Origin of the sequence: Candidatus Parakkermansia intestinigallinarum, from assembly GCF_944389695.1 — a bacterium.
GTDB lineage: Bacteria > Verrucomicrobiota > Verrucomicrobiia > Verrucomicrobiales > Akkermansiaceae > Akkermansia > Akkermansia intestinigallinarum.
Map to the genome: position 1 here is coordinate 56,661 of NZ_CALXNG010000006.1, position 25,054 is coordinate 81,714.

At 64.1% G+C, this 25,054-nt stretch carries 18 protein-coding genes; 11 read left to right on the plus strand and 7 right to left on the minus strand.

Going from position 1 to position 25,054, the window contains the following annotated elements; all coding sequences use genetic code 11:
• Positions 1–153: 153 nt before the first annotated feature.
• Positions 154–1,125 carry a lipoyl synthase gene (lipA, locus tag AC6UAL_RS02905; RefSeq protein WP_500681860.1) on the minus strand — a complete coding sequence of 324 codons (972 nt, stop codon included), beginning with the start codon at positions 1,123–1,125 and terminating at the stop codon, positions 154–156.
• Positions 1,126–1,226: 101 nt separating this feature from the next.
• Between lipA and obgE the strand changes: the two genes are divergently transcribed.
• Positions 1,227–2,267, plus strand: coding sequence for a GTPase ObgE (obgE, locus tag AC6UAL_RS02910; RefSeq protein WP_500681861.1), 1,041 nt, complete (start codon positions 1,227–1,229; stop codon positions 2,265–2,267).
• Positions 2,268–2,343: 76 nt separating this feature from the next.
• Positions 2,344–3,105: a metallophosphoesterase family protein gene (locus tag AC6UAL_RS02915; protein WP_500681862.1), complete on the plus strand. Its 762-nt coding sequence runs from the start codon at positions 2,344–2,346 to the stop codon at positions 3,103–3,105.
• A 217-nt stretch (positions 3,106–3,322) separates the two neighbouring features.
• Here AC6UAL_RS02915 and tmk read toward each other — a convergent pair whose 3' ends face one another.
• Together tmk and rpsU are read right to left on the minus strand one after the other, a co-directional pair.
• Entirely contained in the window at positions 3,323–3,946 is a 624-nt protein-coding gene (gene tmk / locus AC6UAL_RS02920; protein ID WP_500681863.1) for a dTMP kinase, read from the minus strand.
• A 280-nt stretch (positions 3,947–4,226) separates the two neighbouring features.
• Positions 4,227–4,520: a 30S ribosomal protein S21 gene (gene rpsU / locus AC6UAL_RS02925; protein WP_500681864.1), complete on the minus strand. Its 294-nt coding sequence runs from the start codon at positions 4,518–4,520 to the stop codon at positions 4,227–4,229.
• A gap of 147 nt (positions 4,521–4,667) precedes the next feature.
• Here rpsU and AC6UAL_RS02930 point away from each other — a divergent pair, with 147 nt between their 5' ends.
• Genes AC6UAL_RS02930 through AC6UAL_RS02940 form a run of 3 tightly spaced genes read left to right on the plus strand, consistent with a single transcriptional unit; the run spans position 4,668 to position 7,580 of the window.
• Positions 4,668–5,771 carry a radical SAM protein gene (locus tag AC6UAL_RS02930; RefSeq protein WP_500681865.1) on the plus strand — a complete coding sequence of 368 codons (1,104 nt, stop codon included), beginning with the start codon at positions 4,668–4,670 and terminating at the stop codon, positions 5,769–5,771.
• A gap of 55 nt (positions 5,772–5,826) precedes the next feature.
• The gene (locus AC6UAL_RS02935) at positions 5,827–7,098 is read left to right on the plus strand and encodes a radical SAM protein (protein ID WP_500681866.1); all 1,272 of its coding nucleotides are present in this window, start codon (positions 5,827–5,829) and stop codon (positions 7,096–7,098) included.
• 50 nt (positions 7,099–7,148) lie between these two features.
• A complete protein-coding gene (locus tag AC6UAL_RS02940) occupies positions 7,149–7,580 on the plus strand; it encodes an exosortase system-associated protein, TIGR04073 family (RefSeq protein ID WP_500681867.1) in 432 nt (143 codons plus the stop codon).
• 269 nt (positions 7,581–7,849) lie between these two features.
• Here the strand turns inward: AC6UAL_RS02940 and AC6UAL_RS02945 are convergent, their stop codons facing one another.
• The 4 genes from AC6UAL_RS02945 to AC6UAL_RS02960 all read right to left on the minus strand — a co-directional run bounded on the left by AC6UAL_RS02945 (position 7,850) and on the right by AC6UAL_RS02960 (position 18,172).
• On the minus strand, positions 7,850–9,448 hold the full coding sequence (locus AC6UAL_RS02945; protein ID WP_500681868.1) for a phage terminase large subunit family protein: 1,599 nt from the start codon (positions 9,446–9,448) through the stop codon (positions 7,850–7,852).
• Positions 9,445–15,144 carry a hypothetical protein gene (locus AC6UAL_RS02950; protein WP_500681869.1) on the minus strand — a complete coding sequence of 1,900 codons (5,700 nt, stop codon included), beginning with the start codon at positions 15,142–15,144 and terminating at the stop codon, positions 9,445–9,447. The genes AC6UAL_RS02945 and AC6UAL_RS02950 overlap by 4 nt, the downstream gene beginning before the upstream one ends.
• A gap of 8 nt (positions 15,145–15,152) precedes the next feature.
• Positions 15,153–16,397: a hypothetical protein gene (locus AC6UAL_RS02955; RefSeq protein WP_500681870.1), complete on the minus strand. Its 1,245-nt coding sequence runs from the start codon at positions 16,395–16,397 to the stop codon at positions 15,153–15,155.
• 191 nt (positions 16,398–16,588) lie between these two features.
• Entirely contained in the window at positions 16,589–18,172 is a 1,584-nt protein-coding gene (locus tag AC6UAL_RS02960) for a glycine--tRNA ligase (protein ID WP_500681871.1), read from the minus strand.
• A gap of 182 nt (positions 18,173–18,354) precedes the next feature.
• Here AC6UAL_RS02960 and AC6UAL_RS02965 point away from each other — a divergent pair, with 182 nt between their 5' ends.
• The 6 genes from AC6UAL_RS02965 to rplS all read left to right on the plus strand — a co-directional run bounded on the left by AC6UAL_RS02965 (position 18,355) and on the right by rplS (position 24,943).
• Positions 18,355–19,170: a hypothetical protein gene (locus AC6UAL_RS02965; RefSeq protein ID WP_500681872.1), complete on the plus strand. Its 816-nt coding sequence runs from the start codon at positions 18,355–18,357 to the stop codon at positions 19,168–19,170.
• 305 nt (positions 19,171–19,475) lie between these two features.
• Positions 19,476–21,290 (plus strand): sulfatase family protein, encoded by a 1,815-nt coding sequence (locus AC6UAL_RS02970; RefSeq protein WP_500681873.1) that lies wholly within the window; start codon positions 19,476–19,478, stop codon positions 21,288–21,290.
• A 169-nt stretch (positions 21,291–21,459) separates the two neighbouring features.
• A complete protein-coding gene (locus AC6UAL_RS02975) occupies positions 21,460–22,524 on the plus strand; it encodes a Rossmann-fold NAD(P)-binding domain-containing protein (protein ID WP_500681874.1) in 1,065 nt (354 codons plus the stop codon).
• 216 nt (positions 22,525–22,740) lie between these two features.
• Positions 22,741–23,850, plus strand: a complete 1,110-nt coding sequence (locus AC6UAL_RS02980; RefSeq protein WP_500681875.1) for a hypothetical protein — start codon at positions 22,741–22,743, stop codon at positions 23,848–23,850.
• A 186-nt stretch (positions 23,851–24,036) separates the two neighbouring features.
• Positions 24,037–24,474 (plus strand): acyl-CoA thioesterase, encoded by a 438-nt coding sequence (locus AC6UAL_RS02985; RefSeq protein ID WP_500681876.1) that lies wholly within the window; start codon positions 24,037–24,039, stop codon positions 24,472–24,474.
• A 124-nt stretch (positions 24,475–24,598) separates the two neighbouring features.
• Entirely contained in the window at positions 24,599–24,943 is a 345-nt protein-coding gene (gene rplS, locus AC6UAL_RS02990) for a 50S ribosomal protein L19 (protein ID WP_500681877.1), read from the plus strand.
• The last annotated feature ends 111 nt before the right edge of the window (positions 24,944–25,054 follow it).

Genomic DNA, 25,054 nt, shown 5'->3' on the forward strand with positions numbered 1-25,054 from the left:
CTTTAAGCAAAGCGCGTGCCAACTTTTGCACAATCGCGGCAAATCCTGCTCTGTAAAGGCTTTTTGGGGTAAAAGAAAAAGGAGACGAGAGTTTCATATTGACAAAAATGTAAAACACTCCGATGTTGTTTGCATTTTTGTCATACATTTTTGTCAAATCAGCTCACCTCGCCTGCGGAGATCGGCGTTGATAGCCTCCATGATCTCCAGCTCGGGGCTGAAGTTGGCATCGTGGTGAGAGGAGCGGATGAGCGGGCCGCTGGCGACATGGCGGAAGCCCTTGGCAAGGCCGATTTCCCTCAGCTCGTCAAACTCTTCGGGGCGCACATAGCGAATCACCGGCAGGTGGCGGGGCGAGGGGCGTAGGTACTGGCCGAGGGTGAGCACGGTGACGCCCTGCTCGCGCAGGTCGTCCATGCTGCGCTCGAGCTCGTCGCGAGTCTCGCCCAAGCCGAGCATCAGACCGCTCTTGGTCACCACCATCCCGGGAGCCAGCTCCGACGCGCGGCGCAGCACGTGAAGCGAGCGCCGATACTGCGCGCGGAAGCGCACCATAGGCGTGAGCCTCTCGACCGTCTCGAGGTTGTGGTTGAAGATATGCGGGCGCGCCTCCATCACCGTTGCGAGAGCCTCCTCATTGCCGTTGAAATCCGACGTCAGCACCTCGATGACCGTCTGCGGACTCGCCTTGCGAATCTCGCGAATGGTCGCCGCGATGTGTCCGGCCGCGCCGTCGGGAAGGTCGTCGCGCGTCACCATCGTCACCATGGTGTGGCGCAACTTCATCTCAGCGACCGCTTCGGCCACCTTGCGGGGCTCATCGGCATCGAGCGGCTTCGGGCGAGCCGTGCGCGTCGCACAGAACCCGCAAGCACGGGTGCAGACCTCACCGCAGACCATGAACGTAGCGGTGCCGTGGCTCCAGCACTCGCCGCGATTCGGGCAGAGAGCCTCCTCGCAGACCGTCACGAGGCCATTGTCGCGCACCAGACGATTGACGTTTTTGTAAACCTCTCCCTTGGGAACCTTGACCTTGAGCCACGAGGGCTTGTGCTTCATATCATCCGTCATGCTGCCCCCTTTATGCCTGAAAGGCCGGAGAAAAGCAAGGCCAAAGGTCGGCATGAAGCAAAAAGCGGCACCTTGCGTGCGCGTGCGCGCGAAAGTTTCGCTCGGCGATAGGAATTAAGCTTGCATTCCGGTGTCAACTCCGCTATCATCAAGCCATGTTTGTCGATAACATCCGAATCTTTGCCAAAGCAGGCAAGGGCGGCAACGGTCTGGCCAGTTTTCGCCGCGAGAAGTTTGTTCCCCGAGGCGGCCCTGACGGCGGCGACGGCGGCGACGGCGGCAGCGTGATTCTGGAAGTCAGCGCGGGCACGAACGACCTGCGCAGCTACTTCTACGACCCGAAGCTGATCGCCACGGACGGCATGCCCGGCATGCACGCCCGCAAACACGGACGAGACGGCAAGACCGTCATCGGCAAAGTTCCCCCCGGCACCATCGTCTACCGCAGCAACGCCTCCACCCTGCAGGAAGCCACCTGGCTCGAACGCGAGGGCGACGGCATCGAGCTCGAGCAGATTGCCGACCTCACCGAGCCCGGCGAGCGCTTCGTTCTCTGCCAAGGCGGCAAAGGCGGGCGCGGCAACTGGCACTTCCGCACGGCCACCAATCAGGCGCCGCTCGAGTTTGAGTACGGCACCGAGGCCGAATCGGGCGTCTTTTTCTTTGAGCTGCGCCGCATTGCCGACGCCGGGCTCGTCGGCTATCCCAACGCCGGCAAAAGCACCCTGCTGGGCGCCATTTCGCGGGCCACGCCGAAAGTGGCCAGCTACCCCTTCACCACGCTGCAACCTATTGTGGGCGTCGTCGAGTTCCCGGACTACAGCCGAGCCATCGTGGCCGACATTCCGGGCATTATCGAGGGAGCCTCGCAAAACCGAGGTCTGGGGCATGAATTTTTGCGCCACATCATGCGCTGCCACCTTCTGCTGTTCGTGGTGGACATGACCGGGCTGGAGCACGACCCGATCGAGGCCATTGAAACCCTGCGAAAGGAAGTCAAGCTCTACTCCGAAGAGCTCGCCGCACGCCGCTGGGTGATCATCGCAAACAAGATGGACGGCTCCGGAGCCACCGAGAATCTCGAAGCGCTGCGCCTCCGCTTCCCGAAGCAGGAGATCATCCCCATCTCCGCCGCAATGGGTGAGGGCCTGCCGGCCTTCAAGCAGCGGCTTCAGGAGCTTCTGCAGACCTCCTGAGCTCCCGGCGCACCGCATCACCCACCCCTTTTCTCTCTCCGCACCTAGTTCTCATTCACCGCTCTCATCACTTGTCATGCTGCTGGCCATTCTCAGCGATATTCACGCCAACCTTGAAGCTCTCCGAGCCGTTCTGGCAGATGCCCGAGCGCGCGGAGCTTCGCGTTTTCTGAGTCTCGGGGATCACATCGGCTTCAACGGAGACCCCTCCGCCTGCCTCGATGAGCTGATGCCCCTGCTGCACGCCGCCGTTCAGGGCAACCACGAAGCCGCCATCACGCACCACGGTCTCTTCGGCGTTGCGCTCTACACCCGCATGATCACCAAGAGTGCCGCGATGCTCAGCAACGCGCAGAAGCAGTGGCTCGCCGCCCTGCCGCTCACCACCGTGCACGAAGGCCTGCGCCTGATGCACGCTCCGCATCGCGGGGTGCGCTGGGGGCGCGTCAGCAACTGCGAACAGGCCGCCGGCGTCTTCAGCCTCTATCCCGAAAAGCGACTTCTCAACGGGCATACCCACCGCCCCGCCGTGTTCAGCAAAAATGCGGAGGGCATCATCGAGGAGCTGAGCCCGACCTCCCCCGGTGCCGACGGCGACACCCTCACCCTCGCCCTCGACCCGCAGAGACGCTACCTCATCAACCCGGGCTCCGTCGGACAGCCGCGCGACGGCGACCCCCGCGCCGCCTACCTGCTCTTCGATACCGAGGCCGATGCCGTCACCTTCTGCCGCGTCCCCTACGACGTCGAAGCCGCAGCCGCGAAAATCGCCGCTGTCGGCCTGCCCCGGAGCTTTGCCGAAGCCCTCAAGCGCGGCGAATCACCCACGGGAGATTGATCTGCACCCGCCGACCGCGACCCGCGGCGCACCGGGCTGACTCCCTTTCGACGCGCGAGACCGACTCCGCCTCAAAGCGCCGAGCTGAATCCGTTTCGGCGCACCGAGCCGACTCCGCCTCAGAGCGCCGAGCTGAATCCGCTTCGGCGCGCGGGGCGGCGGATAGTCGGGCGCCTCAATCGCCGAGCCGGGCGCCTCAGTCGCGCAGTCAGGCGCCTCAATCGCGGCTGGCCAACATCTCGCGAATCACCTCGCGGATGCGCGCCTGCGTCTCATCGACCTCGCCGTCTGCCTCGATGCGGCGCAGCCAAGGCATCTCCATGCTCGAGTAAATCTGAGCGCAGCGCGCCAGAAAGGGCTCCTGTTCAAACGCATCGCCGGGGCCGCCGCGAGTCTTCCGGCGTTCGAGAGCCGTCTCAATCGGAATATCAAGCCAGAAGGCAACATCGGGAATCGTCGCGAAGGCTTCGTTCCACTCGCGAATATCCTCAACACCGGCGCCGCTGGCGCCTTGGTACGCCATCATGGAGAGGTAATAGCGGTCCAGCAGCACCCACTTGCCCTGCTCCAGCGAGGGCTCGATCACATCGCGCACATGCTCGCGCCTGTCCTCGAGCAGGCAGGCAATCTCATCGCTCAAGCTCAGGCGCTCGCCCGCGAGAGCCGCCTCGCGCACCTTCATACCCCAAGGACCGTGCGTCGGCTCACAGTCCGTAACCACATCAATGCCGCGTGCACGCAGATACTGCGCCAGCAGCTGAATATGCGTTGACTTGCCTGTGCCGTCAATGCCCTCAAAGACGACCAGGCAGCCCCTTAGGTGAGGAGAATCCGATTCCATGGCGAGTAGCGTAACACAGCCCCCCTGCATCAGCAAGCATAAAAGCGCCGACGCACGAAATTAAGCTTCTCCTGCCCGCGTGCCCTCAGCTCGGCCGCTCAGCGCGGGCGGGCGGGCGTCGGGCGGTGAGCGGTGAGCGGCGGACAGCAAGAGCGGGCGGCGAGCACGTCGGCGCGGGCAGGCGGCAAGCGCGGGCGGAAGAGCGGCCGGGCTAAAAAACGAAAACCCCGCCTGATTCACATCAGGCGAGGTCTCAGAAAACTTCCCGAACAATAGGGGTTCAGGCCTCAGGAGTCGCGGGGGTCACGGCAGAAGCCGGAATCTCTTCCTTGTTCGTAAAACGCCACTTGACGCTGTTGCGCTTGTTGGCGGAGCGAGCCTTGCGGCGCTTCTCATCCATGGGGCTTTCAAACGCGCGGCGGCGGCGCATTTCTTCGAGGATACCCTCGGTGTCGAGCTTGGTCTTCAGGCGCTTCAGAGCGCGGTCAATCGGTTCTCCTTTACGTACGGTGACGGAACGCATGATGTTGGTGATGTTGTTTATTTGTCCGGGAACGGGGCAGCAGAATATCACGAGCCTACCGAGCTGTCAAGAATTTTATCACGCCGAACGCAAATTTTGTGCAATGACGCACGGGGGACAGCCGCCGATGAGACCGCCGCACCGCTGCCTCAGATGAGGCTTGCCAAGGCGGGCATCGGCGGGTACAATACGCGCACCGTGGCTACGCACCCCTCTTTTTCGGAAATTGATTACGCGCAGCGTCCCTTCATTCTGTTCTGGGAGCTGACGCGAGCCTGCGCCCTCGCCTGCCGCCACTGCCGCGCCGTCGCCCAGCCTCAGGCCCATCCCGACGAGCTCAGCGCGGCGGAGGCCCTGAAGCTCGCCGACGACATCGTACGCCTCGCGCCCCCGATGCTCGTGCTGACCGGCGGCGACCCCATGATGCGGCGAGACATCTTTGAGATCATCGAGCGCGCCGCCTCGCAGGGGCAGCGCGTCGCCCTGAGCCCCGCCGCCACCCCGCGCCTCGTCAACACGGACTTTGCGCGCCTTCGCGACGCCGGCGTGCGCAGCATCAGCCTCAGCCTCGACGGCGCCACGCAGGAGCGCCACGACGCCTTCCGCGGCGTGCCGCACACCTTTGAGCGCACCCTCGAAGCGGCTCGCAAGGCCAAGGAAGCCGGCATCGAGCTGCAAATCAACACGACGGTCGCTCACTCCACCCTGGATCAAACGGACGCCTTCATCGAGCTCATGAAGCAGATTCAGCCCGACGTCTGGAGCGTCTTTGTGCTCGTGCCCACGGGGCGCGCGACGCGCGACGACCTGCCCGGCGCCGACGAGCTCGAAGCGCTCTGGAACCGCCTTGAATCGCTGCGGCGCGAGCTGCCCTTCGCCGTCAAAACCACGGAGGGGCACCACTACAGGCGCACCCTGCTGCAGGCGGCGCGGCGCACGGGGATACCGCCCAAGCACCTCGCCAAGACGCGCGACGGCAAGGGCGTCATGTTCATCTCTCACGTGGGCGAGATACAGCCCAGCGGCTTTTTGCCGCTCACCGCGGGCAACGTCCGACACGACGACCTCGGCGAGGTGTACCGCACGCACCCCCTCTTCACGACCCTGCGAAACGACGATGCGCTGGGCGGCAAGTGCGGCGTTTGCGAATACCGACACATCTGCGGCGGCTCGCGAGCCCGTGCCTACGGCATGACCGGCGACATGATGGCCTGCGAGCCCCTCTGCAACTACATTCCCGCAGCGCTGCGAAAGGCGCCGGGGCACGGCTCCGACGCCGCAGCAACCCCGACCGCCGACTGAGCAGCCCCGCTCCCCCTCCCTCTTTTTCTCCCTTCCCCGATTTCCCCCGCAACACATGATCAACATCACCCGACTCTGGACCGGCATGGCACAACCGGCCGATCACCTTCGCTACGGCAGCGGCCACGGCTCTACCGACCACCTTGCCAGCACGGCCGCCTGCACCCCGACCTCCTCGCGCACCCGCAAGCCCATCGTGGTCTGGAACATCACGCGCACCTGCAACCTGCGCTGCGTGCACTGCTACGCCGACTCGCACGCCGAAATCTACCCCGGAGAACTCAACTGGGAGCAATGCTGCGACGTGATTGACGATCTGGCCGCCTACGGCGCCAGCGCTCTGCTGCTCTCGGGCGGAGAGCCGCTGCTGCACCCGAGGCTCGCCGACCTGCTGCGCCGCGCCACCGAGCGCGGACTCAAAGTCACCATCTCGACCAACGGCACGCGCATCACCCCCGAACTCGCCCGCCTCTTCAAGGAGCTCGGCGTTGCCTACGTGGGCATCTCGCTGGACGGCATCGGTGAGGTGCACGACAAGTTCCGAGGTGTCCCGGGCGCCTTCGAAGGAGCCATACGCGGCTTCCGCCTCTGCGAAGAGGTGGGGCAAAAGACCGGCCTGCGCCTCACGCTCACGCGCAACAACGTGCAGTGCATGGGGCAGATTCTCGACTTCATCGAGCAGCAGGACATCAAGCGCGTCTGCTTCTACCACCTCGTGCCCACCGGGCGCGGCGTCGACGTCGCAAGCCTTGAGCCGAACGAAGCGCGCGCGGCGATGGACATGCTCATCGAACGCGCGAGCCGCTGGAAAGAGAGCGGTCATCCCCGCGAGCTGCTCACCGTCACGCAGCCCGCCGACGGCATCTACCTGCTGCTGCGCCAAATCCGCGAGGGCTCGCCGCTGGCCGCCGAAACGCTGCGCCTGCTGCGCTGGAACGGAGGCGGAGCCAACAGCTCCGGCCGCGGCATCGCCAACATCGACACGCAGGGCAACATTCACCCCGACCAATTCTGGCAGGGCGTCACGCTCGGCAACGTCAAGACGCAGAAGTTCTCGGAAGTCTGGGAGGCCTCGACGGCTCCCTCCGCCCCCCTGTTGCAGGAGCTGCGCGGCAGCGAGGACCCGGCCGAGCGCCAGCGCAAGCTCAGCGGCCGCTGCGCCGGCTGCGTTCACTTCGGTCTCTGCGGCGGCGGATTCCGCACCCGCGCGGCCTTCGCCAACGGTCACTGGTACGGTTCGGACCCCGGCTGCTACCTCAGCGATGAGGAAATTCACACGCCTCTGCCCGATTCTCTCGAGGAAATCCCGAAAAGTAGCACTTTCTGAGACTTTTTCTCTTGCATGAACCGGGCTAATATGGTATGACTGGTGGTGTCATGAAGCGCTTACTCCTTACAACACTCCTCTTCGCCGTTGCCGGCACTGCGTACGCCGATATTCAGGCGCCGCCCGCCTCCGAGTACACGGCTACCCGCAAGCTGGGACGCGCCATCGGCAACATTATTTATGCTGTCGAGGAAATCCCCGTCACGATGATTCGCTGGAACTCGGCACAGGGTGACTACGCCGGTTTCTCCGTCGGTATCGTCGATGGTGTCGCCCGCACCTTCACCCGCATCGGCTACGGGTTCTACGAGCTGGTGACCTTCTGGGCTCCGACCTACAAGTGCACCTACCGCCCGCCCTATCAGGGCAGCTGCGGGCGCAACGGCCTCAAAGAGTACAACGTCTGGTCGGGCTTCTCCGAATTCCCCGAAGAGCTCGGCTTCCAGAGCAAGTACAACTACAGCCGCGTTCAGGCCGACTGATCTCGGTTGACGAAAGTCTTGTCGCAGCGCCCCACCTGTCGCGACGCGGGGCGCTGTTTTGCTTTTGGGTTACGCACCCCCGACGGGACGGCGAACTTGCCCTCCGACGCCCCGAGGCGGCGATTTTTTGTTGTGATGATGCGTTGCGCCCGGTGGGGCTGCGGGGGTGGGCTCTGCTCCTCGCGGGGTGAGAAAAAGGCGCCTCCCTGCCGGCAGGAAGGCGCCTTTCACACACAACAAACGGCCCTCGGCCGCAAACCTTGCCAAGCTCACATCAGTGCGCGTCTGGCACTGTGGCGCAGCGCGACGGGAGCAACCATGCCGTGGCTGAGCGCCTCGGCAAACATGCGCGCCGCATCGGCACTGTGCGAGCAAGCGTCGTGCAGCGGAGCGTCGCGCAGCGTCCCCGAAGCCCCGGGCGGGGCCGTGCGATAGCGCTCAAGACAGCTGAGCCCCGAGGGCTCCGCCTCTCCGCGGGCATTGACCCGCTGCGCAAGCGTGCGACGGTGAAACCAACTGCGCGCCAGCAGCCCGCGCAGACCATTGATGCCTCGCCAGATATCGGGCGTGCGGGGAACGACCCGCACCGCGCTGATGCCGCAAGCGTCGAGACTCTCTACATAGGAGTGGCCGTGGGGATCGCGGTGTGCGGCATCGTGCGGCAGAAAGTGCGCGGCAATGGGGCCGTAAGCCTGTTCCCACTCGCGAATCTTTCCGGCAAAATGCTCGAGAGGCAGCTGATTGGCCGCGTAATGATCGAGCCAGTAGACCTGACCTCCGTATTGCTGAATCAGCCAGATGGCCGTGTGATCACTCAGCCCGAGATCCCACGAGGTGTAGAGCGGCTCATCGGGGCGGAACGCAAAATCGACACCGATGCGCCCGGCCTCGCGCAGCAGCGCAATCTGCGAGCCGTAGATCGCGCCGTCGTTGCCCGTGCAGAAAGCCTCCTCGGGCGTCGACGGGTACTCCTGCCGCATGGCGGCCCCCATCGTGCGCTCCATGCGTGCGTACCAGAGCCTCTGCTCCGTACTGAGCCGCACCCCCGCCTCGGCGAGCTTATCGAAATACGCCCCCATGGAATCGCTCCAGTGCGGGCGCCCCTTCAACGCGTAGTCCGGGTTGTCAAACCAGCTGAAGAAAAAGAAGCGAAAATCGAGCGGCAGCAGCTCGTCCCGCGCCGCATTCTCCATCGCCTGTTGCATCATCTCGTAATTCACCCCGTAGCGACCGCCCTCGTGGGTGCTCTCCAGAATGACGGTACCGTCCGCCGCTACCGTATTGATAGCGCCCGTGCGAATCTCGCGTGCTCGCCACGGCGCATGAACCGACACATGAGCCAGCTCGGAAACATGCAGCAACTGGAGCGTCCCGCCGCGCAGCGTCGTGCCCAGCCTCACATCACTGCCGTTGGCGAAGGCGAGCCGCGTGCGTGCATCACTCAGCGGCTTGCAGGCGCCCGACTTCATCTGCCCGCTGCGCTGCTTGATCATGGCGCCGAGGCAGGCAAGCGCCCGCTCCTCCGCCTCGGCGCCCGGCGGCTCATAGTCGAGGTGCTCCCAAGCAAAGCGCAGCTTCTCCAGCTTCTGCTCCGCATCCGGCAGCGTCTTATCAATGATGCCCGCGTGATAATTCGGCGTAAAGAGGCAGCGGTCAAGCATCAGCAAAGCCACATAAGTTGAAATGCCGAGCTGGCGCGCCTTGAGCACCGCGTTGCGAAACCAGAGCCCGCGATGCAGGCGCATCTGAGCCGCATTGAGGCGGAAGCGCCGCATGCGTCCGGCCTTATCCTCAATCCAGTAGAGATTCTGCAAGCGCCACAGCGGATCATCGAGGCGCCCGCGCAGAGGCTCGGGCAGCACCCTCATGCCCCCTCACCTCCCCGGCCCCGTGTCGACGCCCTGTTTGCGCGGCGGCGCTCGGCGCGGCTGCGTTCGAGGCAGTTGCTCAACTCGTCGATCAGAAGGCGACGCAGATCCGGGCAGCTGCGGAGGCGAGAGGCCAAACGGCGCAAGCGCTCGGGAGCCTCGGGATCACTGCCCGCCTGCGTCAGTATCATCTCGCGAGCCAGAGACAGCGCCAGCGCCTGCCCCGCACGCATCTGCGAAGGCTCCAGCTCCGCGAGCACATAGCTCAGCGATGTATCCTCGCAAAGCCTCATCACCAGCTCGCGCCAACCGAGAGCCGATGCCGAGCCGTCGAAAGACTCGCCCGCTTCCGCCATCGCCCCGTCGGGCGAACCCGCTGCGCCGGACTCATCGGCCAAGGGCATCATCGCCTCGGCTCGCGCCACGATACCGTCGAGCGTGTGCGCAATCGCCTCGCGCCCCCAGCTCGCCATATTCTCATCCGAATAGAAGCGCAGTTCAAAGGGCCGGAAGTAGTTGAGCGGCACCACACCCAGACAGAAATCCGCCGCTTGGCGCACGCGCATGCGTTTTTTGTTCTGCACATAGAAGCCGTGGCAGCAATTCACCACATAGGGGCGGCGCATCGGCACGCCGGGCGCATCGGGCTCCCCCGGCATGAGGCGGTAGAGCAACTCGGGATGCGCGGGGTCGCGATAAAGCGAGACAAGCTTCCAAGGCGACAGATCGAGAGCCTCCCCCGTCGGCAGCAAACGCACACCGCAGAGCTGCATCTCACCCTGCCCCGAAGCAGCGAGCTGCGCGTCGATGCGAGCCAGCATCGAGCGAACACCCTCCAGAGCCGGACGATCGAGCCAATTTTCGGAAAGATCCGGCAGCATCTCGCCATCGGCACCGCCATACCGCCGCCCGCGCCACCAAATCCCCTGCTCCGTCGCATACGGGCGAGAAACCACGAAACTGCGGAGCGCATCCAGCGTGCGAAGAGCCGGCATCACGCGCGCATCCTCGCTCAGAGAAGCCGGCAACTTCCCGGACTCGCTCACGCGATAATCCACCCTCGGCAGCGTTTGATTCACCACGCGGAACGGGCCGCCCGCACCGCCCACTCCATAGCGCAGATGCGTGGGCAGAACCTCCACCTCCGACGGCGGCGTCTCCACATAAGGCTCCGGCAGCATCTCGTGCACCTGTCCCGGCACGCCCGCGCTCTGAGAATAGGAGTGCAATTCGGGGAAATCGCGCAGCGTCTCTTCCAGCTGCCCGAGGCGCGTCGTCAGCTCAGCCGCGTCCGCCGAATCATCCGCAAGAGCCAAGCTCTCCCTGAGCTCCCGCTGCTCTTCGGGCTGCATGTGGCGCCAAGCATCAAGCGGATGCAGCAGCAGGTTCACGTAGTCCTGATACACATTGAACTGACCCTTCACATCCTCGAAGTGATAACACCAAGCCTGTTCGGCATTGGTGCCCGGGTCGAGCCCCAGAGAAGCACGCAACAACTCGGCCAGCCTTTCGCTCGGCTCAAACATCTCCGTCGCAAGTTCCCGCCCCTTGCCCAAGACATCACCATAGCGCCGCAGGCGCAGCATGCTGCGGCGATTCGCCCAGCGCAGCAGCTCCGGCGCGCCGCCGGAAATCGGGATACTCGTCTCGCGCTTCTGGCTTTGGTCATTGATGCGAACCTCCGGTGTCGCGCGGCAGAAAGGAGCGAGCGACAACCACTCGCGCACCGACGAGGGCAGCGACAAGCGGTCCATGTGCGTCATCATGTAAAAGAGACTGATGCGAGACAAATAACGCCCGAGCACCCGGTTGCGCCTCTCGACCGCCGCAGGCGTCGGCCCCATGCCCCTGAGGCGTGCGGCCCCTCGCGGCTCGACCATGCGGGAAATGCGCTCCACCTGACTCCCGGAAAGCAAGTGCTGCTCCCCGAGCATCCGGACAAGCTCATCGGCACGGATCGACTCGCTGTTCAACTGGCGCATCCAATACGTGTTGAAACGCGCCTGCATCAGAGCCAGCGGCGTCGCCACCGAGTAGGCATCAACATCATAACCGCCGCTCGCCTCACGGCTGAGCTGCAACTTCGGCGAAATCCCCACATTGCGCGTGCCGATGCGGAAGCGGTAACGCATCGGCTTGATATCCATCCCCGGCTGCATGCGCAGCACGGAGCCCTGCCAAAACTGACTCAGATCGCGCAGAGCCACACTGCAGAGCCTGTCGTAGGCCGAATACTCGTGCCGAGGCTCCGGCAGCCACTCGGACAATCGGAAATCGCGCCGAGCCGCCGCCTCCTGCAACAAGCGGCGAGCCGGCACCCCGTAGAGCATGAAAGCAAGCGACGACTGAGCCGCCAGCTCATTAATGGCCTGATCCGGCGTTTGGTGCCAGTGAGTCAACTCCCCGTTCGGGCGGCGCACGCGCCAGTAGCTCTTGCCGTCCTCGCCCGTACAGGACTCCAGACGGCGCCCCGTCATGCGGCTGTAGACTTCGTAAAGCCTGCGATTCTCCCTCGTGTAAGCCGACTGATCCGGCGGCTCCGCCTCGTTGAAACGCACCTCCGGCGGCAGAGCCTCCACCTGCTTCTCGTCCAGCTGCAACTCGCGAATCAGCAAATGAGCGTACGCCTGCACGGGAGACATACCGCGGGATAGCGCCGTCACGAAGTCAGGGCTGAGCGGCAGCAATTCGAAAAGAGCGCGGGCATTGGCCTCCACCCCGCTCATCACGCGCACGGCCTCGACCAGCTCGGGCGGCTGCCCGTCCAGCCCCACCCTGTTTGCATCGTGCAGCAAATTGCCGAGGTGATTCAAGAGGTGATACGGCGTCAGACGCATCCACTCCGGAGCCGACAACTGCGAACTGCGACGCGAATAAGAGCGGCTGAACTTGCTGCGGAAAAACGCACGCACCTTGCTCGGCTCCTCGCCCGAAGCCAGCCGCAGCACCACATCGCCCACCAGCCCCAGCAAATTCTGCCGCGAGCGCTCCGCCCGCTTGCGAATGACCGCCTCCGTCTCGACGGAGCGCGTCAGCGCATCCAGCGAGTAAGAGCTCAGCAAATACTGATACGAAAGGTCCTGAATCTCCGCGAAACGATCCGCGAGCACCACGCGTCTCTCGAGCTCGGCATTCGGCGCATACGCCCCGCTGAGCTCAATGCGCGAGGGGACAAGCTTCTCCGGGTGCATCAGCTCCCATTCATAGCGCAGGCGGCTGCGGTAGCCCTCCGTCAGAAGGCGGCTCTGCAAAGCTCGGGGCGTCTCGGGGCGAGCACTGAGCAAATGCGACTTGGCCCACCACTCATCCCAGAGCGGCAACACCGTGCTCAAGCGCTTCGATTTCCTGAACGCCTCCACCCGAACACCGGGACGCGACAACAACGACGCCTCGCGCGCCGCGGCATCGCCCTCGGGCGCAGGGAGCTCCGGCCGCTTTACCTGAGCACTATCAGCGGGCAGTTTCAGGAAGTCGCGAACCACCTCCGGCCGGGAAAAACCGTCGAAATACTCCGTATGGAGCAGGCGCAGCGCACGCGCGGCCTCCTCGGGGAAGGAAGGCGACGACCAGCGAGGGCTGCCGCGCAGCGCCTCGAGCAGCATCCGGCTCTGAAGATCAGGATCCGTCTCCCTCATAATCGCCTCCTTCTGTTGCTCGGAAATTCCCCACCCGAGCAGCGGAGACCCGTCGCCAAGCACCTGAGCCCGATTGCGAAAGTGGCGCAGCGACACGCGCCCGGAACCGATCAACACGTAGGGAAGCAGCATCGCCGCCTCGCGCATGTTCGTCTCAATATCCGTCACACTCTCGCCGTAAGCGCGCCAGTCGATGTGAGAAGCGGTACCGTCGATGCGAGCCGCCAGCTCCTGCAACCCGAGATCCGTCGCCGCCGCAGCCTTTCCGGCCAGCAGCAGCCGCACCCCCTCACCCGTCATATGCTCAAGAGAACGCAGCGCCGCCATCGAATACCCGGCGGCACCGGAACCCGAGGCCCGTGCAAACTCTGCAAGGGACTGCTCCAGCGCCCGGCCGCCCAGCTTGCTCATTCCGGCGTAAATCCCGGCCTGAATCGCCCCGCCGATCACCCCGGCGACCAACTGCAAATCGCGATCGCCCTCGGGTGCCCTCAAACGCGCCTCGGCCACCGACTCGCCCACGCCGCTGAGCGTCAGGCCGGCAAAGCCCGCCCCGGACGAAAAGGCCAGCACCGCGCCGGGCGTCGCCTCGGCCGCATCAATCATATACTGCTCCATGCGGGAAGCCCCCGCCGCACGCCCCAGAGGATAAACCTCGTGCTGGGCCAAGCGGCGCAGCTCCTCGTGAACCGCCAGACGGCGATCAAGAGCCTCCGCACTGCTGCCGAAACTCGTCCCGACGCGCTCATCGAGACCGCGCCCCACACCCCTCAGCACAGCCGCAGACAAATGCCCCAGCCCCTGAGCCGCACCCACACCGAGATTCAGCGCCCCGCGTCGCGCGGCACGCATCACCGAAGCAGCCGTCCCCGACCGCTGATCGGGGGACAGCCCCTGCGCGATGTGATAAACCACGTGGCGCTCATCCTCCGACATCTCGCTGAGCTCGTCCGCTGCCGCAAACAAATCCGGCGCCGCAGACAGCACATCCGAAGCCGAGAAAAACTCACTCTCCGCAGCATGATACCCCTTGAGGCCCTCGGACAAACGCGTTGCCAGCGGCAAAAAGCGTTCGCGTTGCAGGCGCCCCTCATCCAGGCCCCTTTCAACGATACGGCGGGCGGCTCTCTGCCGCCGCAGCGGCAACTCGGCCATCTCGCGCCCCGTCTCAAGAGAGCTGCGACCATCGAGCCCGGCGACGTAGGCGCGCTGATAGAGATCGGACGCCATGCGGCGCAACGGCTCCTCATCCTCGCGCAGAGAAATTGCCCGGTAAAACTCCTCCTCATTGTCGATAATGCCCATGTTGCGAGCCATATCGGCGCGCAGACGCCCCCAGTTCTCGGCAATCTCCTCGCGGGTCAGCGTGCTGTGATCGGCCACCCACGAACGATTAATCGCACTTGCCAAGCGGTAGCGCCGCTCCTCCTCGCTCAGGTCGGCCTCGTCCGCCCCGGCGCGGCGGCGCACCTCCTCGGGCACGCGGCGCAAATCGCCCACCAGCACCCGCTTCCAATAGCGAGCACTCTCCGGCGAACGCAGAAAAACACCGCTATGCCGCAAGACACTGCCTGCCCCCTCCCCATCAGCCAAGGCCTCCTCCTCTTCCGCCAAGGCTTCCTCTTCCGCCAAGGCCTCCTCTTCCGCCAAGGCTTCCTCATCCGCAACCGCTTCTTCATCCGTCAAGGCCGACTCATCCGTCGACGCCTCCCCATCTGCCGCTGCACCTGCCGCCGCCGCATCCGCCGCCCCGACATCGGGAAGCGCCGAAGCGCCTTGCGCCGACGTCGAGCTCTCCTCATCGGAAGGCCGCCGCAAAAGCCCTGTTCGTATATCATCCGGCGCGGACGCCGCAAGTCGGCTCCCCACTCCCAACAGTACCGCGCCGCCGGCCGTACCCGAGCCGACCGTACCCGAGACGCCACCCCCGACGGCACCTTCCGCCGCCGTGGCCGCCGTCGGCTCCTCCGTCCGTAGCGCCGCGCGATCCGTCGGTGCCGTCCCCATCAGCGCGACCTGCTGCTCATCAGCATCCGATGCGCCGTCCTTCACTCTTTGCATTTCTGCCGTCATACTCGATTCTCCTTCTGTTCAAAACAAACCCAACGCCCCGCAGCCTCGCGGCGGCTCTCCAGCCACGCCGCCACAGCCTCACTGCCCTCATCATGCAGCAGCCTGAAGCCCTCGCGCTGCAAGCGCAAATAAAATCGCTGCGCCGGCTCATCCGACGCACACCCGAAATAGCCGCGACCGAACCAATCGAACAGACGTCGGCTCAAACCCGCGCGATCCGACGCGCACAAGCCGCCGCCCTCACTCAAGCGCTCCAGCAACTCCGTGCGCTCCTCCGGCGGCATCGGCGCCGTCGCTATGCTCAGCCCCAACTCCGTGCGCTGCTCCTCGTCATCTCCGCACTCATCCACGCGGCGCAACCACGACGAAAAAGCCTCCGGGCTCTGCGGATGCACCTCTTGCTGCACCGCCGCAAACTGCTCATCACTGAGCAGCCCGGCCTCATGCCAAGAACGCAGCCCCTCCGCATCGAGAGCCCGCCCCGCGCGCAAATCATCCGCCATGCGAACCACGGCCTCGCGGCGCAGGCGGCGGCGCGACTCCTCGGCCAGCTCCTGCAAACGCTGCCGCTCGGGCTCTCCGGTCGGCAAAAGCTCCTCCTCCGACGCGCGGAGAGACTGCAGCGCCTGCGTCGGGTTCTCGTCAAATCGGCTGCGCCAGCGCACCAAACTGCAACGGCTGGCGACCTCGGCGCTCTTCTGCTCCATCTCGGCTTCGGGCACGAAAACACGCTGACCGGCGGACAGCCAATGCTGCGCCCTCTGCTCATCGCCGCTCGCCACCGCATCATCCAGCTGCCGCTGCCAACTGCGGCGCGAAAGCTCAATGCGATTCAGCTCATGATCGCGCTGCGACTCCAGAGAAGCGCGCGCATTCAACCAGTCGGCCATCGCCCGACCGGCAGCCCGCTGCTCCTCAGGCAACTCGGCAAGCGCCTCGGCAATGCCGGGAGCGCTCGCGCGATTCCACGCATAAGCCCAATCGCGCGGCTCCTCATCGGCCATCGCCTCACTCGTCTCGCGGCACAACTGCTGCAACTTCGCCGCCAAGCGCGCCTCATCGGCCACCTGCTCCACCTCGCGGCGCTCCTCGGCCAGCGACGAGCCCGCCTGCACCAGATCGCGCACCGCGCCTCCGAGCTGCGCCGCCGCCTGATCCTGCCCGGCAAGACCGGCGACCGGCACCCTGATGTTATTTTGCGGAGCACGCAGCATGCCCCACTCTCGCATACGTATCGGCATGCACGCATCATGCACAAGAGCACGGCGAGCGTCAACCGAGAGAGACGTCGGCGCAGCACATGCCCGCCCCTCGGCACTATGGGAGACGGGCAGCAGAAAGCCGCCTGCGGCATCATGGGGCGGACGGGCAACAAAAAGCCGCCCGCGGCATCGAGCGCGGGCGACTTGCAAACAAGCAACTGACGGGCAAATCAGTGGATGCGTCGGAGCAGCCAGTGCAGCACATCCTTGACGGCAACGCGCTCCTGCTCCATCGAATCGCGGTGGCGAATCGTCACCGTATCCTTCAGCGAAGCATCATCGCCCTCGCCCAGCGTCTCGAAATCCACCGTGATGCAGAACGGCGTACCGACCTCATCCTGGCGGCGATAGCGGCGGCCGACGGCACCGGCCTCATCGTAAAACACATTCATATACGGGCGCAGCTCGCGCTCAATCTCGTGGGCGATGCGCACCTGCTGCTCATTCTTCTTGAGCAGGGGGAAAATCGCCGCCTTAATCGGCGCCATGCGCGGATGGAAACGCATCACCGTGCGGACATCGCTCTTGCCGTCCTTGCCGAGCTCCTCCTCATCATAAGCCTCGCAGATCACCGCGAGCACCGTGCGATCGCAGCCGGCGGACGGCTCGACGACGTGCGGAATAAACCGCTCGCGCGTCGCCTCATCGAAATACTCCATCGGCTTGCCCGACCCCTCCTGATGGCGGCTCAAATCGTAATCCGTGCGATACGCGATCCCCTGAAGCTCCTGCACGCCGAAGGGGAACGCGTACTCGAGGTCGTACGTCTTCTTGGAGTAGAATGCGCGCTCGCCGTCCGGCACATCGAGAATATGAATCTTATCGCGCGGAATACCGATATTCTCATAGAAGCACAAACACGCCTCCAGCCATTCATCCGTCAGGCGCAACCCGTCCTCCGCACGGCAGAAATACTCAATCTCCATCTGCTCAAACTCGCGGGAACGGAACGTAAAATTGCGCGGGTTGATCTCATTGCGGAACGACTTGCCGATCTGAGCGATACCAAACGGCAGCTTCATGCGCGACGAATCGAGGATATTCTTGTACTGGCAGAAAATGCTCTGAGCCGTCTCAGGGCGCAACCAACCGATACTGCTCGGGTCATTCTCATCCGAAGCCGCACCGATCGTCGTCTTGAACATGAGATTGAACGAGCGAGCCTCCGTCACCAACGAACCATTGGCCGGGTTGTAGCGCACACTGTCCGTCACCTGCTCCGTCCGCTCATCGAGCAGCTCCATATCACCCGGCTGGGCTCCGTTGCCGCAAATCTGGCTGTAATACTGCAGCGCCCCCCTGCGGGCCGTCTTGGCATCCTTGTCAGAATCAGAGGGCACCAGCATCGAAAACTCCTTCTTCGTACTCCAGCTGCCATCGGCCTTCGCGGCACCCGACCACCAGAACGCCACACCACTCTGAGCCGGAATCTGATCCGCGCGAAGACGCTCCTTGCTCAGCAAACAATCGCAGAGAGGATCCGTGAAACCGCCCACATGGCCCGAGGCCACCAACACGGAATTATGCGTCAAAATCGCGCCGTCCATACCGACAATATCGGGGCGCTCCTGCACGAAAACCCGCCACCAGTAATCCTTGAGATTGCGCTTCAGCTCCGCGCCGAGAGGACCGTAATCCCAGCAACCGTTAAGGCCGCCGTAAATCTCAGCTGCCTGAAAGATAAACCCTCTGCGCTTGCAGAGGCTGACAATTTTTTCCATTCGAACCGGATCTGTCTGTGTGCGGTCTGCCATAACGCGGCTATTCTACCGCATCAGCTTGAGATTGCAAGCACAAACCGCCGGCAGCTTTTCCCGCACAGCGAGCGCCCAGAGCGGCACCCGACGCAGCTTCCGCCGTCGCAACGCCCGAATCCTACTGTATGTCAGTCATATGACTTGTCAAGTATTCGGCGATCTGATATAATGCCGCCCGCATGAACAAGAGCATTCTACCCATCTGCATTGCGGGAGCGGTCAGTATGGTGCTGGCCTCCTGCCAGTCCGACCAAAACGCCGTTTCCGGCGCCAATGTAACGACGTCCCACGGGCGTCCGGAAGCTCGCTACATGGCCCTTCCCGGCCAAGAAGCCGTCGCCGTCAGCTCAGACACGAACGACGCCTTTGATCGAGCCGTAGCCGCCTACAACAACCCGGGAATGCTCCCCGACCAAAGCAGCTACCCCAGCCCCGCGCCCCCCCCGGCCAACACCGTGCGGCAGAACGGCGGCAGTGACATCATCGACGAAGCCCTCTCCACCACCCCCCGGCCCGTCACACCTCCCGCCATTCAGCCCGACACGCTGACAAACAACGCCGGCGCGACCCCGAATCACATCACCTCCCCCACCATGAACCGTCCGACCGTTCAGCCCTCGCTGCCGTCGGCCAACACGGGCAGCGCCCTGCCGACGGGACCCGTCGACTACAGCGTGCAAATCATCAACACCACGGACGGGCGACTCTTCATCGAAGCCAATGACGCCGCCGGCGAGGTCTACCCCTGCGGCTTCATGGTCAACGGGCAAAGCTACACCACCAACAAGAAGCAGGTATCGCCCGTCCGCTGGCCCATCACCGTCGTCGTGCGCGACCCCGACCAGCCCGGAACCCCGGAAATCCGGCGTTACCGCATTCCCGCCCCGGAGAGCAACTACGCCAATAAGACCATCGGCATCTCCGTCATGAAAGGCGGCATCTACCACGCCAGTCTGGACGGCCGAGTCTACTACACCTCCACCACCGAGAACTAAAGGCTCTCTTTCCGCCAACCTGTCACCCGCGCCGCCCGCAGCGGCTCGGAGACACACACGGCCTCGCCCTGCCTCCCCGCAGAGCGAGGCCGCGTTGCAAGCGCCCCTCAGGGCAAGCGCCCCGTCAGCTGCGGCGCAGAGCCGGGAGCCGCGGCGGAACCGCGCGCACCCGTTCAGCGCCCAACACGGCGCACCAACATCCGAAACACCTCGGGAGACGGCGCCGATTTTCTCATGCGCCTGCCCTGCCCGTCAGAACTGCCGCCTTGACAAAGCGACACCATGTCTGCTAGTATAGTCCCGCTATGAAGTTCGCCCACCTCATGTCGGCCTTGGTCTGCACCGTCCTCGCAGCGATGCAGCTCGCCAAAGGCGACGACAAACGCCCCAACATCCTCTTCATCATCTCGGACGACCACGCCGCAGCGGCCTTGGGAACCTGCGATGAAGACTCCCCCATTCCCCTGCCCGGCTTCCGCCGCATGGCCGCCGAAGGCATGGTCTTCGACCGCGCCTACTGCGCCAACTCCCTCTGCGGCCCCTCCCGCGCCTGCATGCTCACCGGCCGACACTCCAACAACAACGGCTTCCTCTTCAACGACGGAGGCCCCGACTTCAACGGAGCCCAGCCCACCTACCCGAAAATGCTGCAAAAAGCAGGCTACCAAACGGGCATCATCGGCAAATGGCATCTCCAATCGCAACCGACGGGCTTTGACAACTGGCAAATCTTCCTCAACCAAGGCCAGTACTGGAACCCCACCTTCCTCGCCCCGAACGCACAGGGCAAAACCGTCAGCCACCGCGAGCCCGGCTACGTATCCGACATACTGACAGCCAAAGCCATCTCGTGGATTCACAACCGAGACCGCAGCAAACCCTTCTGCCTCGTACTCGGCCACAAAGCCCCGCACCGCAACTGGATCGTCGCCCCGCGACACCTTCGGAAAGCCCACCAACTGGCAGCCAAACTCACCCCGCCCGCCAACCTGCATGAAAACTGGGCCGAGCTGCCTGAATTCCTCAAGAACAGCCGTCAGACCGTCTCGCGCGACCTCTGCAACTGGAACGACAACCACCTCGTCCAAGAGCTCATACCCTTCGACGTGATGAAAGAAATCGTCCCCAAGAACCAGCTGCGCAACATGGTAAAAAACGGGCGCTTCAAAGGCGAAATTCCCGCCGACTTTGATTGGGGCAAACACGAACCCAAGTACGCACCCATCACCAACCTCGGCTTCAATGCACGCAATGCCGCTGATCAACCGGGGCTCAACGACCTCTACTACAACTTCTACGCCGAACGCACGCGCGAGTTCGTCAAAAACTTCAGAGCCGGCAAATACCCGACCATCAAAAAGATGACAGAACAGCGCTGGCGCTGGTACATGGAGGACTACCTCGGCACCCTCATGGCCGTTGACGAATCCGTCAACCTCCTGCTCGACTACCTCGACCAAGAAGGAATTTCGGAAAACACCCTCGTCATCTACGTCGGCGACCAAAGCTTCTACATGGGCGAACACGGCCTCTACGACAAGCGCTGGATCTTTGAGGAATCGCTGCGCATGCCGCTCATCATGCGCTGGAAGGGTCACATCAAGGCAGGCGCCCGCTCGCAGGCCCTCGTGCAGAACATCGACTACGCGCCGACCATCGTTGAACTGGCCGGAGCCGACACCCCGGAAAACACGCGCACCTTCGACGGCGTCTCCCTCACCCCGCTCTTCCAAACGGGTGATGCCCCACAGTTCCGCGAACGCACCCTCTACTACGCCTTCTACGAACAGCCCGGCGAGCACAATGCCGCCCGCCACGACGGCATCCGCACGAATCGCTACACCTTCGCCCGCATCTGGACGCCCACCGAGCAGGAGCGCAAGAGCGGCAAGCGCATTCCGTCGAACGAATGGATGCTCATCGACAACGAAAAAGACCCCGCTCAGTCTCGCAACGTCGCCTTTGATCCCGCCTACGCCTCCGTCTTTGCCGAGCTCAAGAAGCAATACGAAGCCGCCCGCAGCCAATACCGCGTACCGAGCAACCTTCCGGGCGACGGGCCGAAGAAACCGACCGTCAAGCCCAGCTGGGGCCCCGGCCCCGACGACCGCATCAAATAAAAGGCTCGTCGCAACAGGCCACATCCTTCACCAATCGCGCTGCCCGGCGGGCAGCGCGATTCTTTTTCATGCAGCGGAGAGAGGAAGAGGGAGAAAACTCCGCCAGCAGACAAAGACACCCCCTCTTCTAGCTTGCTTTTTGGAGAGAGGCAGCTATACTTGAGGGCGAATGAACGAGTACGCACAAAAAATCAAAGACACGCTCACGGCCCGCTACCGCGACGAAGAATGGCCGGCGCTGCTCCGGCAAACAGACGAATGGTCCGTGACGCGCCCCCTTGAAGGGCTCAGGATTCTCGATGCCACCCCGCTGTACTCCAACACCCTGGGCAAGTTCATGGCGCTGCTGGCAGCCGGTGCGGAGGTCTACGTCCCTTGGCGCTACCAGCTGCCGCTGGATCAGAGCGTCCTCGACCGCCTCGGCGAATACGGCGTCAAGCGCGCCCGCCGAGGAGACGACAACTTCGACATCGTGCTCGACTGCTCGGGGCAGTGTGCACAGCTGCACCCCACCCTCGGCTTCTGCGAACTGACGCGCTCGGGCGTCCCGCGCTATGAGCGCGTGCACAGCCCCGTCTTCATCGTCGACTCAAGCCGCATCAAACGCATCGAAGCCGTTCTCGGCACGGGCGAGAGCTTCTTCCGAGCCCTCAGCCAGCTCGGGCACAGCGACGTAGCAGGCCGCCGGCTCCTCGTCATCGGCTACGGCAAAGTCGGCCACGGCATCACCTACTACGCCCGCAAAAACGGCATGAAAGTCACCGTGGCGGATGAAATTGACAAATCCGGCGAACTCCCCGGCGACGTCGCCTTCGTGAACACCGGAGACCCCGAAGCCTTCCGCGAAGCCGTCCTGCACTCTTGGTGCGTCGTCACGGCCACCGGCAAAATCAGCGCCCTGCGGCACAAACTCGACGCCCCGGCCGTGATCGAATCACCCGTACTGCTCGCCAACATGGGCGTGGAAGACGAGTACGGCTCGGCCATCCCCAATCACCGAGTTCTCAACAACAAACACCCGCTCAACTTCATCCTCGACGACCCGACGAGCATGCGCTTCATCGACGCCACCATGGCTCTGCACAACGCCTGTGCCCTCGAACTGCTCATCCAGGACCTCCCGCACCGCGCCCTGAGCCCCAGCCCCGACATCGAAAAACACATTCTCGACACCGTGCGGGAAAAGGGCATCATCAGCAGCGACCTCGAAGTCGTCAACTCAGAGGCCCTCTGAGCCGAGACTCCCCCGCAGACCCGCCCGCGGCTCCGCCGACATCGGAGCCGCGGGCCGTCGCGGAAGCCTCGGCCGTGCCTGCGCCCTTCCCGCGCCGGCAAGAGCCCCGCTCCGTCCGCAAAAGAGCCGCAGCGCAAACAAGCTCCGGCATCCCACCCGCCCGAGACCTTCCCCACCCGTCCGCTCACCTTTTCCCTTCCACCCCCTCCGGCACCCATGATTCTCCGCCTGCTCAGGCTGCTGCGACTTCTCGCAGCCCTCGCTGCCGCCCTCGCCCTGCTCATCGTGCTGAGTTACCCGGACGACCTCATCCCGCGCAACCCCGAGCTGGAAGCCCAAAGCGAGCTGAGCCTCTACAAACTCCGCAGCTGCCTCTTCCTCATTCCCCTCGCCCTGCTGCTCATCATCTGCGCCGGAAAAGGCTTCACGCGCCGTCTGCCGGGCACACTCACCACCGTCCTCATCGCCGGATTTCTGGCATGGCCCGTCCTCAAGCGGCTGCGGCCCGAGCTGGTGGAACCCACCTTCGCCTACCAACCCGGCATGCTGCCCGCAGGCTTGCTGAGCACCCTCATCACCACGGTGGCCTGCACCCTGCTCTGCGCCCTGCTGCACTACTTCGCGCCTCCCCCCGTCGAGCCCGAAAACGACATCAACACCGTCGATGCCGCCGACCTCGCCCCCGAAAAAGGACGCACCGTGCAGCAAATTGCAGCCAACCCCGTCATCGTGCGACCGCGCTTCCTCTTCGGCGACCCCGACATGGCTCTCGTCGAGCGCTTCCGCTGCTTCGTGCGGGAACTCGCCCGTCGGCGCGGCCTGCGCGCCGCCGTCATCGCCGCGCTGATTCTGCTGGGGCTCATCTGGTTTGTCGCCTTCCCGCAGCTCAGCGAGCAAGAAGCCTTCGAACGCGACCTCGACCTCATGAGCCGCACCCGGCTGCTGCCGGACGGGCGCGAAGTGGCCACAAGAGCCGCCGTACACGCCGGCTACCGCGTCATGAAGCGCGCCGAAGAACAGGGCATCCTGCGCAACCTCACACGCGAACAAGCCATTGAATTGCTGCGCGTGAACCGATGGCCGGAAGCCTACCGCCGCCAAGTCCTCGACGACACTCCGCTCGTTCTGGCCTCGCAGCGCTCCCAAGCCAGCAACAGCACGCGCTTCCTGACCCTGACTGACGGGCGGCGCACCGCTGCCCTCTACCTCTACATCGGCGAAGACGGCCAAACCATCAACTTCGTCGACGCTCAAGACGCCGGTTGGGACGCCGTCGCCGACGAGAAAAGCCGCAACTTCTTCAGGCCCACCGTCATCCACTACTGAGCCGCGAAGCCCCCGCACACGCAACACCGCCCGAAGACCGCACGCACGGCACCACGCAAGCACCCGCTCACAGTACCGCCCAAAGCCCCCGCACAGCACCACGCAAGACCAAACGCGCAACACCGCGCAAGCCCGTCGACAACACTCCGCCGCAAACCGCCGCCGCAACACAGACGCCCTCCCCCCATGAGCACCACCCCCCCGCCCGCAGCGCCGCCCTACCGCACCCGCGTCGCCTTTCACCACACCGACGCAGCGGGCATCGTGCACTTTGCCAACTACTTTCTCTTCGCCGAAGAGGCTGAAACGGCTCTTCTCGCCGCCCTGAAGCTCCCCGGCCCGCGAGAAGGCATGCAGTACCCGCGCGTCAGCGCCGGCGCTGAATACCTCCGCCCCCTGCACTTCGGCGACGAAGTGGAAGTCCTCGTCCGGCTGCAAAAACTCGGCCGCAGCTCCCTGCACTGGCTCTTCACCGTCAGCGGCCCCGAAGGCACCTGCGCCCGGCTGCACATCTGCACCGCGCGGCGCAACAGCCGGGGCGAAGCCGCCCCCTACAGCCCCGAAGAACGCGCCCGACTCGAGGCCCTCATTTTGCCGCAGGCCGCCCCGTCGAACGACACATGAGCAAAAAAAACACCGCGAGCCTGCAAATTTGGGTTGCCAAGAGCATAAAAATCGTGTAGACTCTCTCACCCACCCGAGCCGAAAGGCTCTGCGTAACCATTTACATCAATCAGAAGGAGACAAGATGAACATTCTCGATACAATCGAAAAGGAACAGCTGAAGGACGACGTGACGCCCTTCAACGTCGGCGACACCGTCAAGGTCCACTGCCGCGTGATCGAAGGTGGCAAGGAACGTGTGCAGATCTTCCAGGGCATCGTGATCGCCAAGCGCGGTTCCGGCGTCAACGAGGCCTTCACCGTCCGCAAGGTGGCCTACGGCGAGGGCGTGGAGCGCTCCTTCCCCCTGCACACCCCCAAGATCGCCAAGATCGAGGTGGTGACCCGCGGCAAGGTTCGCCGCGCCAAGCTTCACTACCTGCGCAACCGCGTCGGTAAGGAGGCTGTCACGGTCAAGACCGCCCGCTGATTTCCGCGCCTGCGGCGCGCAGATCACATCTCCCTTCATCGCCCTCTCTCTGCACGGCAGAGAGAGGGTCTTGTTGTCCCCGCCACCCGGCAGCAAGCGCCTTCGACACAG